Source organism: Kosakonia sp. YIM B13571 (assembly GCF_042788095.1).
In the GTDB taxonomy this organism is placed as follows: Bacteria; Pseudomonadota; Gammaproteobacteria; order Enterobacterales; family Enterobacteriaceae; genus Kosakonia; species Kosakonia quasisacchari.
In genome coordinates, this window is sequence record NZ_JBHZPL010000007.1 from 147,276 (window position 1) to 165,965 (window position 18,690).

Sequence of the window (18,690 nt, forward strand, 5' to 3'; positions counted from 1 at the left end):
CCAGTCGTATGCTGGCGCGCCCGCGCTTATTTTTTCAGTACCACTTTGGCTTTTGCTACGACATTTTCGACCGTGAAGCCGAAATAAGGGAACAGCTTCTCGGCAGGCGCTGATTCACCGTAGCTGGTCATACCGACTATCGCCCCTTTCAGGCCAACATATTTGTACCAGTAATCGGCAATCCCGGCTTCAACCGCAACGCGCGCACTCACATCCGAAGGCAGCACTGATTCGCGCCACTCTTCATCCTGCGCGTCGAAAATATCAGTCGACGGCAGCGATACCACACGCACTTTATGCCCTTCCTGCGTCAGTTGCTCCGCCGCGTTGACGGTGATCTCCATCTCTGAACCGGTAGCAATCAGGATCAGATCCGGCGTACCTTCACAATCTTTCAGGATATAACCGCCACGGCTGATGGCCTGTACCTGCTCCGGGGTTCGCTCCATTTGCGTAAGGTTCTGGCGCGAGAGGATCAACGCCGTCGGGCCATGATGGCGTTCGATCGCCAGCTTCCAGCCGACAGCCGCTTCCACCTGATCGCACGGACGCCAGGTGCTGAAGTTTGGCGTTAAGCGCAGGCTGGCGAGTTGCTCCACCGCCTGGTGCGTTGGACCGTCTTCCCCTAAGCCAATCGAATCGTGGGTGTAGACCATAATCTGCCGGGCTTTCATCAGCGCCGCCATTCGCGCTGCGTTGCGGGCATATTCAACGAACATCAAAAAGGTGGCGGTGTAAGGCACAAAACCGCCATGGTGCGCGATACCGTTGGCAATGGCCGTCATACCAAACTCGCGCACGCCGTAGTGAATGTAGTTCCCGGCCAGATCCTCTTTCAGCGATGTCGAACCAGACCAGATGGTAAGGTTGCTGGGAGCGAGGTCTGCGGAGCCGCCAAGCAGCTCTGGTAGGATTGGCCCATAATTGTTGAGCGTGTTTTGCGACGCTTTACGGGTGGCGATTTTCGCCGGGTTGGCTTGCAGCTTATTGATCCACTCAGTGGTGGTTTTTTCCCAGCTTTCTGGCAGTTCACCGCTCATGCGGCGTGTAAACTCGGCCGCCAGATCCGGGTATTCTTTGGCCCAGGCCGCCAGTTTCTCATTCCAGTCATGCTGAATTTTCGCCCCGCGCTCGCGGGCATCCCACGCCTGGTAAATCTCTTTCGGGATCTCAAAGGCCGGGTATTTCCAGCCCAGTTTTTGACGGGTGAGCGCCACTTCTTCTTCGCCGAGCGCCGCGCCGTGCGACTCCTCTTTCCCGGCTTTGTTCGGCGAGCCGAAGCCAATCACCGTGCGGCAGATAATCAGTGACGGTTTATCTTTCACGCTTTGTGCTTCTTCGATAGCTTTTTTCACCGCCTCGGGTGAATGCCCGTCGATATCGCCAATCACATGCCAGTTATACGCTTCGAAGCGTTTGGCGGTGTCATCGGTAAACCAGCCCTCGGTTTCGCCATCAATCGAGATGCCGTTGTGATCGTAAAAGCCGATCAGTTTGCCAAGCCCCAGCGTACCTGCGAGCGAACAGACTTCATGAGAGATGCCTTCCATCAGGCAGCCATCGCCCATAAACACATAGGTGTAGTGGTCAACAATGTCATGCCCCGGGCGGTTAAATTGTGCCGCCAGCGTACGCTCGGCAATTGCCAGGCCGACGGCGTTCGCCAGCCCCTGCCCGAGCGGGCCGGTAGTGGTTTCCACGCCCGGCGTATAGCCGATCTCCGGGTGACCCGGCGTTTTGGAATGAAGCTGGCGGAAGTTTTTCAGCTCTTCAAGCGGCAAGTCATAACCGCTGAGGTGCAGCAGGCTATACAGCAGCATCGAGGCATGACCGTTGGAGAGGATAAAACGGTCACGATCGTACCAGGTTGGGTCTGTCGGGTTGTGGCGCAAAAAATCATTCCACAGCACTTCGGCAATATCCGCCATCCCCATCGGGGCACCAGGGTGGCCGGAATTGGCTTTTTGCACCGCATCCATACTCAGGGCGCGAATGGCGTTAGCAAGCTCTCTACGGGACATAATTCACTCCATGGCAAAGGTTAAAGTTTAGCGGCGAGCAGATCTTCGAGTTTGCGCTGATCGACGGCGAACTGGCGGATACCGTCAGCCAGCTTATCGACGGCCATCGGATCCTGGTTGTGCTCCCAGCGGAATTCCGCTTCTGTTAACGGTTCCGGGCGATGGAAGGTTTGGCGCGATGGCACCAGTTTGCGTTCGACGGTGCCCTCCTGCGCTTGTAGCTCTTTCAGCAACGCCGGAGAGATAGTCAGGCGGTCGCAGCCCGCCAGCGCGAGGATCTGCTCGGTGCGGCGGAAGCTTGCGCCCATCACGATGGTTTGATAGCGGTGTTGTTTGTAGTAGTCGTAGATATTGCGCACCGACTTCACGCCAGGGTCTTCATCCACCACATACGGGTCGAGCGGTTTGCGATCGTTATACCAGTCGTAAATGCGGCCAACGAAAGGTGAAACCAAAAACACGCCCGCTTCGGCACAGGCGCGCGCCTGGGCGAACGAGAACAGCAGCGTCAGGTTGCAGTTGATACCCTCTTTTTCCAGCTCTTCCGCTGCGCGGATCCCCTCCCACGTCGACGCCAGTTTGATGAGAATGCGCGACTTGTCGATGCCTTGATCCTGATACAACTCGACCAGACGGCGCGCTTTGGCGATGCTCTTTTCTTTGTCGTAAGAGAGGCGGGCGTCAACCTCGGTGGAGACGCGCCCCGGGATGCTTTTCAGAATTTCCGCACCAAAATTGACCGCCAGTTTGTCGCTGGCTTCGGCCACTTGCTGCTCCTGAGTTTTACCGCGCGCTTTGCCGTAGGCAATGGCATCGTCAATCAGATGCGAGAAGTGCGCCAGCCCGGCCGCCTTCAGCAGCAAGGAAGGGTTGGTGGTGGCATCTTCCGGCTGATAGTGGCGAATGGATTCGATGTCGCCGCTGTCGGCCACTACGGTGGTGAATTGTTTCAGGCCGTCTAAATGATTCATGAAAAATAACTCCTTTAAAAGCAATGGATTACTGGAGTGCTTTCGAGCGCACTTTTGTGAGGATGAGAGGTGCATAACAAAAAAGCATAGCAGACGCGCCCCGGCCCTGCGTTTTGCGGCAAGTAACAAAGTTGCGATAAATTGATAACAATTTTGTTTATGTCATGGCGAGATTTTGGCTATGTTCAAAGTTTATGCGGGCGACAGAGGCCATACTATGCGGCGCATTGGGATAGACATCGCACGTTTCACTCTGAAAACAACGTGAAAGGAACCTCAAATGGACGACCAACTAAAACAAAGTGCCCTCGATTTTCACGAATTCCCCCGTCCGGGGAAGATTCAGGTCTCCCCGACAAAACCGCTGGCAACACAGCGAGACCTCGCACTGGCCTACTCCCCCGGCGTCGCCGCGCCTTGTCTTGAGATCGAAAAAGATCCGCTGGCGGCCTACAAATACACCGCGCGCGGCAATCTGGTCGCCGTGGTATCCAACGGTACTGCGGTACTCGGCCTTGGCAATATTGGCGCACTGGCCGGTAAACCCGTCATGGAAGGCAAAGGCGTACTGTTCAAAAAATTCGCCGGGATCGATGTGTTTGATATCGAAGTGGATGAACACGATCCAGACAAACTGATTGATGTCGTCGCCGCGCTGGAACCGACCTTTGGCGGCATCAACCTGGAAGACATCAAAGCGCCGGAGTGCTTCTACATTGAAGCGAAGCTGCGCGAACGCATGAATATTCCGGTATTCCACGATGATCAGCACGGTACGGCGATTATCAGCACTGCCGCCATTCTCAACGGCCTGCGCGTGGTCGAAAAGAACCTCTCCGATGTACGCATGGTGGTTTCCGGCGCGGGCGCAGCAGCGATCGCCTGTATGAACCTGCTGGTGGCGCTCGGGATGCAGAAACACAACATTGTGGTCTGCGACTCGAAAGGCGTTATCTACAAAGGCCGCGAACCGAACATGGCGGAAACCAAAGCTGCTTATGCCGTTGACGATGACGGCAAACACACGTTGGCGGATGTGGTTGCCGGTTCGGATATCTTCCTTGGCTGTTCCGGGCCGAAAGTGCTGACCCCGGAGATGGTAAAAGGCATGGCGCGCCAGCCGTTGATCCTCGCGCTGGCGAACCCGGAGCCGGAAATTCTGCCGGATCTGGCGAAAGCGGTGCGCCCGGACGCCATCATCTGCACAGGGCGTTCCGATTACCCTAACCAGGTGAACAATGTGCTCTGCTTCCCGTTTATCTTCCGTGGCGCGCTGGACGTTGGCGCAACGGCGATTAACGAAGAGATGAAACTGGCGGCGGTCAATGCCATCGCGGAACTGGCGCATGCTGAGCAGAGCGAAGTGGTAGCTTCGGCCTATGGCGATCAGGATCTCAGTTTTGGCCCGGATTACCTGATCCCGAAACCGTTCGACCCGCGTTTGATTGTCAAAATCGCGCCTGCTGTGGCAAAAGCCGCCATGGATTCCGGCGTGGCAACGCGACCAATTGCCGATTTCGATGCTTATGTCGATAAACTCACTGAATTTGTCTACAAAACCAATCTGTTTATGAAGCCGATCTTCTCGCAGGCGCGCAACGCACCGAAACGCGTAGTGCTGGCAGAAGGTGAGGAGCCGCGTGTGCTGCATGCCACGCAGGAGCTGGTGACGTTAGGGCTGGCAAAACCGATCCTGATTGGCCGTCCGAGCGTTATTGAGATGCGTATTCAGAAACTCGGTTTGCAAATTCGCCCGGACGTGGATTTTGAAATCGTCAATAACGAGTCCGATCCGCGTTTTAAAGAGTACTGGACCGAGTACTTCAACATCATGAAACGCCGCGGCGTGACGCAGGAGCAGGCGCAGCGCGCGGTGATCGGCAATACCACCATTATTGGCGCGATCATGGTGCATCGCGGCGAAGCGGACGCGCTGATTTGCGGCACTATTGGTGATTATCACGAGCACTTCAGCGTGTTGCAGCCGATCTTCGGTTATCGCGACAACGTCCATACCGCAGGGGCGATGAACGCGCTGCTGCTGCCGAGCGGCAACACCTTTATCGCCGATACTTACGTTAATGAGGATCCGAGCGCGGAAGAACTGGCGGAGATCACCATTCTGGCGGCGGAAACCGTGCGCCGTTTCGGTATTGAACCGCGCGTGGCGCTGCTTTCGCATTCACAGTATGGTTCATCGAACGCGCCTGCGGCGGTGAAAATGCGCGATACGTTAGCGCTGGTGCGTGAACGCGCGCCGGAGTTAATGATTGATGGCGAAATGCACGGTGATGCGGCGCTGGATGAGAGCATCCGCCATGAACGTATGCCGGATAGTCCGCTGAAAGGGGCGGCAAATATCCTGATTATGCCAAACGTAGAAGCGGCGCGAATCAGCTATAACCTGCTGCGCGTGTCCAGTTCGGAAGGGGTTACCGTCGGGCCGGTACTGATGGGCGTGGCGAAACCGGTGCATGTGCTGACGCCGATTGCCTCGGTGCGGCGTATCGTCAACATGGTTGCGCTGGCAGTAGTGGAGGCGCAAACGCAGCCGCTGTAATGTTTGTGTCTACGAACCGTCGATAATCGGATTGTCGCGTGTTGCTTGTGTTTTTGAAGGAAGCCGCTCGCTATTTCTGTCCGGGCGGAATTCAATCGCGATAGGTTGAGTTCCGCTGAAATCGGCGAACCGAAGAGTGAGTGGCAAGGTCTGGACGCCATGGATGGCGACCAGAGGCGAATCGAGCCATGGACAAAATTGCCGGGAGCAATTTTGAGCAGCGCTTGCGCTGGCCCCGAAGGGGTGAGGCGCAGGGATGGGACGAGTAATCGCGAGTCGAGCCGACCGCAGGCAAGCACTCGGGAGGTGAGCGTAGTGCGAAGCACCGATTTCCCGCGAAGCCGCGGGGATTGAAAAGGGGAGCGCGGCAGCTCCCCTTTTCCCGTTCACTTGCAGCAATGTTTCAGAAATTATGGAACATCTGGTGAACGGAACAATACCTCATCAGCGACATATCCGTTGAATAGCGCACTTTACCCGGCTTGAGAATTCAAGAAATTAAACCCAGTCTCTGACTTTTATAAACTCGCTGAGGGCGGCTTCCGGGCTGCCTTCTGTGGGCTGATAATTGTATTCCCAGCGCACCAGCGGCGGCATCGACATCAGAATGGATTCAGTGCGCCCGCCGGTTTGTAAGCCAAACAGCGTGCCGCGATCCCACACCAGATTAAACTCCACGTAACGGCCGCGACGGTAAAGCTGGAATTCGCGCTCACGTTCGCCATAAGGCGTGGCTTTGCGGCGTTCAACGATCGGCAGATAGGCGTCGAGGTAGCCGTTGCCCACCGCCTGCATAAAGCGAAAGCAGTGATCGAAATCTGGCGTGTTGAGATCGTCGAAAAACAGCCCGCCGATGCCGCGTTGTTCGTCGCGATGTTTCAGGTAGAAGTAATCGTCGCACCACTTTTTATAGCGTGGATACACCTCTTCGCCGAACGGCAGGCAGATATCGCGCGCCGTGCGGTGCCAGTGGCGAGCATCCTCTTCAAAACCGTAAAAGGGTGTTAAATCAAAGCCGCCGCCAAACCACCATACTGGCTCCGCACCGGGTTTTTCGGCGATAAAAAAGCGCACGTTGGCATGGCTGGTGGGCACATACGGATTATGTGGGTGAACCACCAGCGAGACGCCCATCGCTTCGAAACTGCGACCCGCCAGCTCCGGGCGGTGCGCGGTGGCCGAAGCGGGCATTGCGTCGCCGTGGACGTGCGAAAAATTGACGCCCGCTTGTTCAAACACGCCGCCATCACGCAGCACACGGCTGCGCCCGCCACCACCTGCCGCACGCGTCCACGCATCTTCAATGAATGCGCCGCCATCAATGGCGCCCAGCTGATTACAGATCTTGTCCTGCAAATTCAGCAGGGCGTTTTTAACCGGGTGGATATCAGGCGTGGTCATCCGCGTCTCTTCGTATGGGCTTTGTGATTATCAAACCAGCTAAAATAGCTGAGTACGCCGTCGGCAATGGCGCTGGCGATTTTCTGGCGAAACGCCGACGTGCCAAGCAGCTTCTCTTCCGCCGGGTTGGTGATAAACGACGTTTCCACCAGCACGGACGGTATCGACGGCGATTTTAGCACCACAAATGCAGCCTGTTCTGTGTTGCGGCTATGCAGCCGGTGTACCGGTTTGATCTGCTTGAGAATATGCGAGCCGAGCGTCAGGCTGTTTTTAATGGTGTCGGTTTGCACCAAATCGAACAGTACTTGCTGGAGCAGGTGATCTTTGTCTCTGTCTTTCTTGCCAGCCAGATCGTCGGCGGCGTTTTCTTTATCCGACAAGTATTTTGCCATCGCGCTACTGGCCCCGCGGTTAGATAGAGCAAACACCGACGCGCCAGCCGCGCTCGGATTGGTGAATCCATCGGCGTGGATCGACATAAACAGATCCGCACCGTGCTGGTGGGCAATCTCTACGCGATCATAAAGCGGAATGAATTTATCGCCGGTGCGCGTCAGGCGCGCATCAATTCCCTGCGCACGCAACTGGGCGCGGACGGTTTTGGCGATCGCCAGTACCACGTGTTTCTCTTGCGAACCATTATGGCCAATCGCGCCGGTATCAATACCGCCGTGGCCCGGGTCAAGCATCACAATGCGTTTCGCACCGGCTTTCTTTGCTTTCGGCTTGCTGTGCCCGGTCGTGGTTTTGAGCGGTGTCTCGTCCTTAGCGATAGCACGAGACATACCCGTTAATGTCAGGGCGGCCAGGCCTGCTTTCAGCACCTGACGACGCGAGGTAAATGTTTTTAAAGGTTTAAAGGTGCTCATACGCCTGAATTGTCTTATTCGTGGTCCCTGGTGTTATATCGTATCGTGTTTACCGTTACGACTATCCGTGCGAACTAATGTTTTACTTTTCATTTCAATACGTGACAGAGTGACATTATGCCAAATTTCAGCGCCGAAGATGCCGGATATTGGCGACAGCGGCGCTTAGGGCCATAATCTACGTTTACACAGCTGAAAATGACGGGGAATACCATGGAGATACGCGTTTTTCGCCAGGAAGATTTCGAAGAAGTGATCACCTTGTGGGAGCGTTGTGAGCTGTTGCGACCATGGAACGATCCGGAAATGGATATTGAACGCAAAGTGAATCACGATGTGAGCCTGTTTCTGGTAGCTGAAGTCGGTGGTGAAGTGGTCGGCACGGTGATGGGCGGTTATGACGGTCATCGCGGTTCGGCTTATTACCTCGGCGTTCATCCTGAGTTTCGCGGTCGTGGCATCGCTAACGCTTTGTTGAACCGGCTGGAGAAAAAGCTGATTGCCCGCGGCTGCCCGAAAATTAACCTGATGGTGCGGGAAGATAACGAGATGGTTATCGGCATGTATGAGCGCCTCGGTTATGAACATATGGACTCGGCCAGTTTGGGTAAACGTTTGATTGAAGATGAAGAGTACTGAGATTAATCCCGCCGATTACGATAACCACGGTCGCCTGAAAATCCCTTTTCTGTTCTGGTGCGTGTTGCTGCTACAGGCGCGCACCTGGGTGCTGTTTGTCATTGCGGGTGCATCGCGCGGGCAGGGCGACGCGCTGCTCGCGCTGTTTTACCCCGATCACGATGATTTCTGGCTGGGCTTGCTGCCGGGTATGCCGGCAGCATTGGCCTTTTTACTGAGCGGTCGCCGCGAACATTTTCCCCGCCTGTGGCGTGCGCTCTACCCGCTGGTATTGCTGGCGCAACTGGCGTTGCTGGTATGGCAACCCTGGCGCTGGTATACCGGCGAGGCGCTTTCCGGCGTTGGGCTGTTTCTGGTTATTGCCGATCTTTTTGCGCTGTGGTGGCTGGCGGCAAACCGGCGTCTTCGGGCTTGTTTTTCCCCTGCTCAACATTGAGCGGCACTTTTTTCACTTCCGGGACTCCAACAGGCGTTCATTGAATAAAAGGAATGAAGCATGAAATCCCTGCGTACACTTATTTGCGTTCTGCCGCTGGCCTTAACCGGCTGTTCGACGCTGGCTTCCGTCAACTGGTCGGCGGCCTATCCGTGGAACTGGTTTGGTTCATCTGTTGAGGTGAGTGAAAACGGTGTCGGTAACGTCACCGCCAGTACGCCGCTTAACGAGCAGGCAATTCATGATGCGCTGGGTGGTGACTATCATCTGCGCAGCGGGATGAAGACGGAAAAAGGCAGCATCGTTCGTTATTTTGAAGCGCTAAAAGACGACAAACTGGCGTTGGTGGTGAACGGGGAAAATGGCGCGGTCAGCCGTATTGATGTGCTGGACAGCAGTATCGCCACCGACAAAGGGGTAAAAATCGGTGCGCCGTTCAATACCCTGTTTGATAAAGCTTTCGGCAACTGCGTGAAAGGCGCGGGCGATGACAGCGTGGGTGTGGAGTGTAAAGCGCCGGGTAGTCAGCATATCAGCTACGTATTTACCGGCCAGTGGAGCGGCCCGGAAGGGTTGATGCCGTCCGATGATGCGCTGAAAAACTGGAAAGTGAGCAAGCTTATCTGGCGCCGTTAATTTGATCTCAACTCGCTGCTGCTGTTGGAAAAACAGGTACAATACCGCGATTATCGCCACGGTTTCGTGGCCTGTTTTTTCCAGGAGGAGTCATGTCCCAGGTTCAAAGCGGTATTTTGCCAGAACATTGCCGTGCGGCGATTTGGATTGAAGCCAACGTTAAAGGGGATCCGGATGCCCTGCGCGTGGCGAGCCGCGTTTTCGCCGATAAGCTGGCGACCTTTCAACTGCAATTCCCCGATGCGGCGCTGGGCTCGACCATTGCCTTTGGCAACAAGACCTGGCGCGCGCTGAACGGTGCCGAAGGCGCAGACGAGCTAAAAGATTTTCCGGCGTATGGCAAAGGCCTTGCGCCTGCGACACAGCGAGATCTGCTGATCCACATTCTTTCTCTGCGCCACGATGTGAATTTCTCCGTCGCCCAGGCCGCGCTGGCGACGTTCGGCGAGGTGATTGATGTCAAAGAAGAGACGCACGGTTTCCGCTGGGTGGAAGAGCGCGATCTGAGTGGCTTTATCGACGGTACGGAAAACCCGGCCGGCGATGAGAAGCGCCGCGAGGTCGCCGTTATTCAGGATGGTGTGGACGCCGGTGGCAGCTACGTGATGGTGCAGCGTTGGGAGCATAACCTCAAGCAGCTTAACCGCATGAGCGTGGGCGATCAGGAGATGATGATCGGTCGCACGAAAGAGGCCAATGAAGAGATCGATGGCGATGCGCGCCCGGACACGTCGCACCTGACGCGTGTCGACCTGAAGGAAAACGGCAAAGGGCTGAAAATCGTCCGCCAGAGCCTGCCTTATGGCACCGCCAGCGGCACGCATGGGCTTTATTTCTGTACCTATTGCGCCCGTCTGTACAACATCGAGCAGCAACTGCTGAGCATGTTTGGCGACACCGATGGTAAGCGTGACGCAATGTTGCGTTTTACCCGCCCGGTGACCGGCGGTTACTACTTCGCGCCGTCGCTGGATAAGCTGCTGGCGCTGTAAATCACGCACTTTTGCCTGGCCGGGGAAACCCGGTCACTACTCCCTTCTGCTTATATTCTTTTCTGATTCCAAATCACCAATTGGTATATAAAACCGTTACTGGTTTCACACCCGTTATAAATAAACTGAGTGACGAAATGTCATCAGCTTATAAGGGTGCGCAATGGCCGTTAATTTACTGAAAAAAGGATATCTGACGCTGGCAGCGCTGACGCTGTGGGCCGCTCAGGCACAAGCGACGGAACTGCTTAACAGCTCTTATGATGTATCACGCGAGCTATTTGCGGCCCTCAACACGCCGTTCGAACAGCAATGGGCGAAAGATAACGGCGGTGACAAGCTGACCATTAAGCAATCTCATGCGGGTTCCTCAAAGCAGGCGCTGGCGATTCTGCAAGGGCTGAAAGCGGACGTCGTGACTTACAATCAGGTCACCGATGTGCAGATCCTGCATGACAAAGGCAACCTGATCCCGGCGGACTGGCAGAGCCGTTTGCCGAATAACAGTTCACCGTTCTACTCGACGATGGCGTTTCTGGTACGAAAAGGAAACCCGAAGAACATTCACGACTGGAACGATCTGGTGCGCAGCGACGTGAAGCTGATTTTCCCGAACCCGAAAACCTCCGGCAATGCGCGCTACACCTATCTGGCAGCCTGGGGCGCCGCGGATCAAGCGGATGGCGGCGACAACGCTAAAACCCAGCAGTTTATGACGCAATTCCTTAAAAACGTTGAGGTATTCGACACCGGTGGTCGCGGCGCGACAACCACCTTTGTTGAGCGCGGGCTTGGCGATGTGCTGATCTCGTTTGAATCGGAAGTGAATAACATCCGCAAGCAGTATGAAGCGCAGGGTTTTGAGGTTGTCGTACCGAAGGTCAACATCCTGGCTGAATTCCCGGTGGCGTGGGTGGATAAAAACGTGAAGGCCAACGGCACGGAAAAAGCGGCGAAAGCTTATCTCACCTGGCTTTACAGCCCGCAGGCGCAAACCATCATTACCGATTACTACTATCGCGTGAACAACCCGGAAGTAATGGCAAAACTGAGCGATAAATTCCCGCAGACGGCGCTGTTCCGTGTAGAAGACAAGTTTGGTTCCTGGCCTGAGGTGATGAAAACCCATTTCGCCAGCGGTGGTGAACTGGACACGTTGCTCGCGGCGGGGCGTAAGTGATGTTTGCAGGATCAAAACGCGTGCTGCCCGGCTTTGGTTTAAGCCTCGGCAGCAGCCTGTTTTTTGTTTGTCTGATACTGCTGTTGCCGCTGAGTGCGCTGGTGATGCAGTTGGCGCAGATGAGCTGGGCGCAATACTGGGAGGTGGTCACTAATCCGCAGGTGGTGGCCGCCTATAAAGTCACGCTGATTGCTGCGTTTGTCGCTTCTGTTTTTAACGGCGTGTTTGGCTTGCTGATGGCGTGGATCCTCACGCGTTACCGTTTCCCTGGTCGTACATTGCTGGATGCGCTGATGGATTTACCCTTTGCGCTGCCAACGGCAGTCGCGGGCCTCACGTTGGCATCGTTGTTCTCGGTGAATGGTTTTTACGGCGAATGGTTAGCGAAGTTTGATATCAAAGTGACCTATACCTGGCTCGGTATTGCGGTGGCAATGGCGTTTACCAGCATTCCGTTTGTGGTTCGCACCATCCAGCCGGTGCTGGAAGAGTTAGGGCCGGAGTATGAAGAAGCGGCGGAAACGCTGGGCGCGACGCGCTGGCAAAGTTTTCGCAAAGTGGTGTTGCCGGAACTCTCTCCGGCGCTGATGGCGGGTGTAGCGTTGTCGTTTACCCGCAGTCTTGGCGAGTTTGGCGCGGTGATCTTTATTGCCGGTAACATCGCCTGGAAGACCGAAGTCACCTCGTTGATGATTTTTGTGCGCCTGCAGGAGTTTGATTACCCGGCGGCGAGCGCGATTGCCTCGGTGATCCTGGCGGCTTCTCTGCTGCTGCTGTTTTCCATTAACACTCTGCAAAGCCGCTTTGGTCAGCGTGTGGTAGGTCACTAATGGCGGAAATTACTGAATTGAAACGCTATGACAAACCTCAGGTGAACTGGGGCAAATGGTTTTTGATTGGCACGGGCGTCCTTGTTTCTGCGTTTATCCTCGTTGTGCCGATGATGTATATCTTCGTGCAGGCCTTTAGCAAAGGTTTGGCGCCGGTACTGCAAAACCTCGCCGATGCCGACATGTTGCATGCCATCTGGCTGACGGTGCTGATTGCGCTGATCTCGGTGCCGCTGAACCTGGTGTTCGGCACGTTGCTGGCCTGGCTGGTGACGCGCTTTAACTTCCCCGGCCGCCAGTTACTGTTGACGCTGCTGGATATTCCCTTTGCTGTTTCGCCGGTGGTCGCAGGTCTTATCTATCTGCTGTTTTATGGCTCGAACGGCCCGCTTGGCGGCTGGCTCGATGCGCATAATCTGCAAATTATGTTCGCCTGGCCGGGCATGGTGCTGGTTACCGTGTTTGTCACCTGCCCATTTGTGGTGCGCGAACTGGTGCCGGTGATGTTAAGCCAGGGGAGTCAGGAGGACGAAGCAGCGATTCTGCTTGGTGCTTCCGGCTGGCAGATGTTCAAGCGCGTGACACTGCCAAACATTCGCTGGGCGCTGCTGTACGGCGTGGTGCTGACTAACGCGCGGGCGATTGGCGAATTTGGCGCGGTGTCGGTGGTTTCCGGCTCTATCCGTGGTGAAACCCTGTCGCTGCCGCTGCAAATTGAGTTACTGCAGCAGGATTACAACACCGTCGGTTCGTTTACCGCCGCGGCCCTGCTGACTTTGATGGCTATTTTGACGTTGTTTTTAAAGAGTGCGTTGCAGTGGCGTTTGAATAATCAGGAAAAACGCCAGCAACAGGAGGGAAATCATGAGCATTGAGATTGCCAATATTAAGAAGTCTTTTGGTCGCACCCAGGTGCTGAATGATATCTCTTTGGATATCCCTTCCGGCCAGATGGTGGCGCTGCTGGGGCCGTCCGGTTCCGGCAAAACAACGTTGCTGCGTATTATCGCCGGTCTTGAGCATCAGAGCAGCGGGCGTATCCGTTTTCACGGGACTGACGTCAGCCGCTTACATGCCCGCGAGCGCCGCGTCGGCTTTGTGTTCCAGCATTACGCGCTGTTTCGCCATATGACGGTGTTCGACAATATCGCTTTCGGCCTGACGGTGCTGCCGCGTCGAGAACGTCCGAATGCGGCGGCGATCAAAGCCAAAGTGACGCAACTGCTGGAAATGGTGCAGTTAGCACATCTGGCGGAACGCTTTCCGGCACAGCTTTCCGGTGGACAGAAACAGCGTGTGGCGCTGGCGCGTGCACTGGCGGTAGAGCCGCAAATTTTACTGCTGGATGAACCTTTCGGTGCGCTTGATGCGCAGGTGCGTAAAGAGCTGCGCCGCTGGTTGCGTCAGTTGCATGAAGAGCTGAAATTCACCAGCGTGTTTGTTACGCACGATCAGGAAGAGGCGACGGAAGTTGCCGATCGCGTCGTGGTGATGAGCCAGGGAAATATTGAACAGGCGGATGCGCCGGATCAGGTCTGGCGCGAACCCGCAACCCGCTTTGTGCTGGAGTTTATGGGCGAGGTTAACCGTCTAAAAGGTACGGTGCGCGGCGGACAGTTTCATGTTGGCGCGCACCGTTGGCCGCTTGGTTATACGCCGGCTTACCAGGGTGATGTCGATCTGTTTCTGCGCCCGTGGGAAGTGGATGTCAGCCGTCGCACCAGCCTTGATTCTCCGCTGCCGGTACAGGTGCTGGAAGCCAGCCCGAAGGGCCATTACACCCAACTGGTGGTGCAACCACTGGGCTGGAACACGGACCCGCTGACCGTGGTGATACGTGATGAGCAACCCCCACAGCGCGGTGAGCGGCTATTCGTCGGTCTGCAACATGCCCGTTTATACAACGGTAATGAACGTATTGAGTCCCGTACGGAACTTGCTCTGGCGGATTCTGCCTGATAGCTTAAACAGACGTGGTTTCTGCCGGATAGCGTAAAGGTTTCTCCGGCCTACAAGCCCGGTATGCATCTTGCGACCGGGTTTTTTATTGGACAGCGATTGTGAACACATTAGAACAAACCATTGGCAATACGCCGCTGGTCAAATTGCAACGCCTGAGCCCGGACAACGGTAGTGAAATCTGGGTCAAACTGGAAGGCAACAATCCGGCGGGATCGGTGAAAGACAGAGCGGCACTGTCAATGATTGTGCAGGCAGAAAAGCGCGGGGAGATCAAACCTGGCGACGTACTGATTGAAGCGACCAGCGGTAATACCGGTATTGCGCTGGCGATGATCGCCGCGCTGAAAGGCTACCGCATGAAATTGCTGATGCCGGATAATATGAGCCAGGAACGCCGCTCCGCGATGCGCGCCTACGGTGCGGAGCTGATTCTGGTCAGCAAAGAGCAGGGCATGGAAGGGGCGCGCGATCTGGCGTTGGCCATGTCGGCGCGCGGTGAAGGCAAACTGCTCGATCAGTTTAACAACCCGGATAATCCCTACGCACATTACACCACCACCGGCCCGGAAATCTGGCGGCAGACCAGCGGGCGAATCACGCATTTTGTCTCCAGTATGGGCACTACCGGCACTATTACCGGGGTATCGCGTTTTCTGCGCGAGCAGGATAAAAAAGTGACGATTATCGGTTTGCAGCCGGAAGAGGGCAGCAGTATTCCCGGTATTCGTCGCTGGCCTGCCGAGTATATGCCGGGGATTTTTAACGCTTCTCTGGTTGATGAGGTGCTGGATATCCATCAGCGCGAAGCGGAAAATACCATGCGCGCACTGGCGGTGCAGGAAGGCATTTTCTGCGGTGTCAGTTCCGGCGGCGCAGTAGCAGGGGCAATACGGGTGGCGAAAGCGAACCCGGGCGCAGTGATTGTCGCCATTATTTGCGATCGCGGCGATCGCTATCTTTCTACTGGCGTATTTGGTGAAGAGAGTTATTCGCAGGGCGCGGGGATTTAACCCGTTAAGGAGACCAAATGGAGATGATCCTGTTCAGGGATAAGACCCGGGCGCAGCAGGCCGATATCGTTGCCGTACAATCACAGGTTGTCTATGGCAGCGTGGGCAACAGTATAGCGGTGCCAAATATTCGCCAGCACCATTTGAATGTACTGGCCGTACCGACGGTGCTGTTTAGTAACACGCCGCACTATGACACCTTTTACGGCGGCGTCATTCCCGATGAGTGGTTTAGCGGCTATTTACAGGCACTGGAAGAGCGTGATGTTCTGCGCAGCGTTAAAGCTGTCACGACCGGTTATATGGGCAGCGCCAGCCAGATAAAACTACTGGCACAGTGGCTCACGGTGCTGCGGGAAAAACATCCGCAATTGTTGATTCTGGTCGATCCGGTGATCGGTGATACCGATAGCGGCATCTATGTAAAACCAGAAATTCCGCAGGCATATTGTGAACATCTGCTGCCACTGGCGCAGGGTATCACGCCAAATGTGTTCGAGCTGGAAGTGCTGAGCGGTCGGCCATGCCCGGATTTGCAAAGCGCGATTGAGGCGGCAAAAGGTCTGTTATCGGAAACGCTGCATTGGGTGGCGATCACCAGTGCGCCGGTTGAGCAACAAGATGAGCAAATTCATGTTGTGTTGGTTACCGCTGATGCGGTTCATGTGAGTGGTTATCCGCGTGTTGCGACGGATCTTAAAGGTACTGGTGACCTGTTTTGTTCTGAACTGGTGAGCGGTATTGTTCAGGGAAAAGCGCTTGATGTGGCGATACACGCTGCGGGCGATCGGGTCGTAGAAGTGATGGGATATACGCTGGAAAAAGGCTATGACGAGCTAATTTTACCGCCACAGTAAAGCAAAATGGCGCCTTACGGCGCCATTCTTTTATGCATTACGCATTACTTTTTGATGCGGATCACCGGGGTTTCGCCCACGGTTACGCTACCAGAAAGTTTGATAAGCTCTTTGATTTCGTCCATGTTGGAGATAACCACCGGCGTCAGGGTTGACTTGGCTTTCTCTTCCAGCAGCGGCAGATCAAATTCGATTACCGGATCGCCAACTTTTACGCGCTGGCCTTCTTCTGCGATGCGTTTGAAACCTTCACCTTTCAGTTCAACGGTGTCGATACCGAAGTGAACAAACAGTTCGATGCCACTATCGGATTCGATAGAGAAGGCATGGTTGGTTTCAAAGATTTTACCGATAGTACCATCAACCGGGGCTACCATTTTGTTACCGGTCGGTTTGATAGCAATGCCATCACCAACGATTTTCTCAGCGAATACAACATCCGGTACATCTTCAATGTTGACGATATCGCCAGAAAGTGGGGCAATAATCTCAATGGTTCCGGTGTCTTTTTTATCATCAGAAACCAAAGATTTCAGTTTATCGAAAAAACCCATGATCTTCTCCTAAGCAGTAATTTGGGCGCATCTCGTGGATTAGCAGATTGTTTTTTCTTCAATGAACTTGTTAACCAGCATCATTAACTCGTCCGTTGTCGGTTGAGCAAGAGCCTGCTCTGCTAACACCTTCGCATCTTCGAAGTTTGTGTTACGAATAATCTTCTTAATGCGCGGGATAGAAATGGCGCTCATACTGAATTCATCCAGACCCATCCCCAGCAACAGAAGTGTAGCACGTTCGTCGCCAGCAAGCTCACCACACATGCCAGTCCATTTGCCTTCCGCATGAGAAGCATCAATAACTTGCTTGATCAGGGTGAGTACAGACGGTGACATCGGCTGGTAAAGATGTGAAATCATATCATTACCACGGTCAACCGCCAGGGTGTACTGCGTCAAATCATTGGTACCGATACTAAAGAAATCGACTTCTTTCGCCAGATGGCGGGCAATTGTCGCGGCAGCAGGGGTTTCCACCATCACGCCAATTTCAATGCTCTCGTCAAACGCCTTGCCTTCGTTACGCAATTCTTGTTTGTAGATCTCAATCTCTTTCTTCAGTGCGCGCACTTCTTCGACAGAGATGATCATCGGGAACATAATTCGCAGTTTACCGAAAGCGGAAGCGCGCAGAATCGCACGTACCTGATCGCGTAGGATCTCTTTGCGATCCATGGCAATACGCACAGCACGCCAGCCCAGGAACGGGTTTTCTTCTTTCGGAAAATTCATGTACGGCAGCTCTTTATCGCCGCCAATGTCCATGGTACGGACGATAACAGCCTGAGAACCGCAGGCTTCAGCCACCGCTTTGTAGGCTTCGAACTGCTCTTCTTCCGTCGGCAGGGCGTCGCGATCCATGAACAGGAATTCGGTACGGTACAGACCAACACCTTCGGCGCCATTGCGCTCAGCACCCGCGATATCGCGAACGGTACCGATGTTGGCGCACACTTCCACCTGATGACCATCAAGGGTGATCGCCGGCAGATCTTTCAGTTTCGCCAGTTCGGCTTTCTCTTCAGCAACCTGAGTTTGCGCCGCGCGCAGTGTCTCAATCTCTTCATCGCTCGGGTTAACGTAGACTTTGTTGTTAACCGCATCGAGGATCAGATAATCGCCGTTTTTCACCTGCGTGGTGACGCTACCGGTGCCCACGATCGCTGGCAACTCAAGGGAGCGCGCCATGATAGAAGTATGGGAAGTACGACCACCGATATCAGTGATAAATCCAAGCACTTTTTTCAGGTTCAACTGTGCGGTTTCTGACGGTGTCAGATCAGCCGCAACCAGAATCACTTCTTCCTGAATTGCGCTCAGATCGATAATCGGCATACCCAGGATGTTGCGAAGCAGACGCTTACCGATGTCACGTACGTCAGCGGCACGTTCTTTCAGATATTCATCATCCAGCTCTTCCAGGGCAGTTGCCTGACCTTCGATAACTTCATGCGCTGCCGCATCGGCAGTCATGTTCTTATCTTTAATCAGGGCTATGATTTCCTGCTCCAGCTCCTCATCTTCCAGCAGCATAATATGCCCTTCGAAGATGGCTTCTTTTTCTTCACCGAAAGTTTCACCCGCTTTCGTTTTGATTGCTTCCAGCTGTGCCGATGCTTTGGCACGACCGCTCAGGAAACGCTCAACTTCCTGGTCAACCTTGTCGGCAGAAATTTTCTTCCGGTCGATGACGATCTCGTCTTCTTTCAGCAGCAGTGCTTTGCCGAAAGCGATACCCGGGGATGCTAAAATGCCTGAAATCATAA

17 protein-coding genes are annotated in these 18,690 nt (G+C 54.7%); 11 read left to right on the top strand and 6 right to left on the bottom strand.

Annotated elements, in window-relative coordinates; all coding sequences use genetic code 11:
- Positions 1-26: 26 nt before the first annotated feature.
- Entirely contained in the window at positions 27-2,021 is a 1,995-nt protein-coding gene (gene tkt, locus ACFX4O_RS16995) for a transketolase (protein ID WP_380209989.1), read from the bottom strand.
- Positions 2,022-2,041: 20 nt separating this feature from the next.
- Positions 2,042-2,992, bottom strand: coding sequence for a transaldolase (gene tal / locus ACFX4O_RS17000; protein WP_380209990.1), 951 nt, complete (start codon positions 2,990-2,992; stop codon positions 2,042-2,044).
- A 280-nt stretch (positions 2,993-3,272) separates the two neighbouring features.
- Between tal and maeB the strand changes: the two genes are divergently transcribed.
- Entirely contained in the window at positions 3,273-5,552 is a 2,280-nt protein-coding gene (maeB, locus tag ACFX4O_RS17005) for an NADP-dependent oxaloacetate-decarboxylating malate dehydrogenase (RefSeq protein ID WP_380209992.1), read from the top strand.
- Positions 5,553-6,050: 498 nt separating this feature from the next.
- Here maeB and hemF read toward each other — a convergent pair whose 3' ends face one another.
- Both hemF and amiA read right to left on the bottom strand, forming a co-directional pair.
- Positions 6,051-6,953, bottom strand: coding sequence for an oxygen-dependent coproporphyrinogen oxidase (gene hemF, locus ACFX4O_RS17010; RefSeq protein WP_380209994.1), 903 nt, complete (start codon positions 6,951-6,953; stop codon positions 6,051-6,053).
- The gene (gene amiA, locus ACFX4O_RS17015) at positions 6,950-7,825 is read right to left on the bottom strand and encodes an N-acetylmuramoyl-L-alanine amidase AmiA (RefSeq protein ID WP_380209996.1); all 876 of its coding nucleotides are present in this window, start codon (positions 7,823-7,825) and stop codon (positions 6,950-6,952) included. Before amiA ends, hemF begins: the two co-directional genes overlap by 4 nt.
- Positions 7,826-8,038: 213 nt before the next feature.
- Between amiA and ACFX4O_RS17020 the strand changes: the two genes are divergently transcribed.
- The 10 genes from ACFX4O_RS17020 to pdxK all read left to right on the top strand — a co-directional run bounded on the left by ACFX4O_RS17020 (position 8,039) and on the right by pdxK (position 16,367).
- Positions 8,039-8,464: a GNAT family acetyltransferase gene (locus ACFX4O_RS17020; protein WP_131406597.1), complete on the top strand. Its 426-nt coding sequence runs from the start codon at positions 8,039-8,041 to the stop codon at positions 8,462-8,464.
- Positions 8,451-8,900: a DUF2919 domain-containing protein gene (locus ACFX4O_RS17025; protein ID WP_380209998.1), complete on the top strand. Its 450-nt coding sequence runs from the start codon at positions 8,451-8,453 to the stop codon at positions 8,898-8,900. The genes ACFX4O_RS17020 and ACFX4O_RS17025 overlap by 14 nt, the downstream gene beginning before the upstream one ends.
- Positions 8,901-8,960: 60 nt before the next feature.
- A complete protein-coding gene (locus ACFX4O_RS17030) occupies positions 8,961-9,536 on the top strand; it encodes an RpoE-regulated lipoprotein (protein WP_380210000.1) in 576 nt (191 codons plus the stop codon).
- Positions 9,537-9,628: 92 nt separating this feature from the next.
- Positions 9,629-10,528: a Dyp-type peroxidase gene (locus ACFX4O_RS17035; RefSeq protein WP_380210002.1), complete on the top strand. Its 900-nt coding sequence runs from the start codon at positions 9,629-9,631 to the stop codon at positions 10,526-10,528.
- A 163-nt stretch (positions 10,529-10,691) separates the two neighbouring features.
- Positions 10,692-11,708, top strand: a complete 1,017-nt coding sequence (locus tag ACFX4O_RS17040) for a sulfate ABC transporter substrate-binding protein (protein WP_380210004.1) — start codon at positions 10,692-10,694, stop codon at positions 11,706-11,708.
- Positions 11,708-12,538 (top strand): sulfate/thiosulfate ABC transporter permease CysT, encoded by an 831-nt coding sequence (gene cysT / locus ACFX4O_RS17045; protein WP_017458920.1) that lies wholly within the window; start codon positions 11,708-11,710, stop codon positions 12,536-12,538. The genes ACFX4O_RS17040 and cysT overlap by 1 nt, the downstream gene beginning before the upstream one ends.
- Entirely contained in the window at positions 12,538-13,413 is an 876-nt protein-coding gene (cysW, locus tag ACFX4O_RS17050) for a sulfate/thiosulfate ABC transporter permease CysW (protein WP_380210006.1), read from the top strand. Before cysT ends, cysW begins: the two co-directional genes overlap by 1 nt.
- Positions 13,403-14,497, top strand: coding sequence for a sulfate/thiosulfate ABC transporter ATP-binding protein CysA (gene cysA / locus ACFX4O_RS17055; protein ID WP_131406611.1), 1,095 nt, complete (start codon positions 13,403-13,405; stop codon positions 14,495-14,497). The genes cysW and cysA overlap by 11 nt, the downstream gene beginning before the upstream one ends.
- Before the next feature lie 101 nt (positions 14,498-14,598).
- Positions 14,599-15,510, top strand: coding sequence for a cysteine synthase CysM (gene cysM / locus ACFX4O_RS17060; RefSeq protein ID WP_131406613.1), 912 nt, complete (start codon positions 14,599-14,601; stop codon positions 15,508-15,510).
- 17 nt (positions 15,511-15,527) lie between these two features.
- A complete protein-coding gene (gene pdxK, locus ACFX4O_RS17065; RefSeq protein ID WP_131406615.1) occupies positions 15,528-16,367 on the top strand; it encodes a pyridoxine/pyridoxal/pyridoxamine kinase in 840 nt (279 codons plus the stop codon).
- A 44-nt stretch (positions 16,368-16,411) separates the two neighbouring features.
- On the opposite strand, the gene crr is transcribed toward pdxK, so the two are convergent.
- Together crr and ptsI are read right to left on the bottom strand one after the other, a co-directional pair.
- Positions 16,412-16,921 (bottom strand): PTS glucose transporter subunit IIA, encoded by a 510-nt coding sequence (crr, locus tag ACFX4O_RS17070; RefSeq protein WP_020454651.1) that lies wholly within the window; start codon positions 16,919-16,921, stop codon positions 16,412-16,414.
- Between the two features lie 39 nt (positions 16,922-16,960).
- Positions 16,961-18,688, bottom strand: coding sequence for a phosphoenolpyruvate-protein phosphotransferase PtsI (gene ptsI, locus ACFX4O_RS17075; RefSeq protein WP_131406617.1), 1,728 nt, complete (start codon positions 18,686-18,688; stop codon positions 16,961-16,963).
- Positions 18,689-18,690 lie beyond the last annotated feature (2 nt).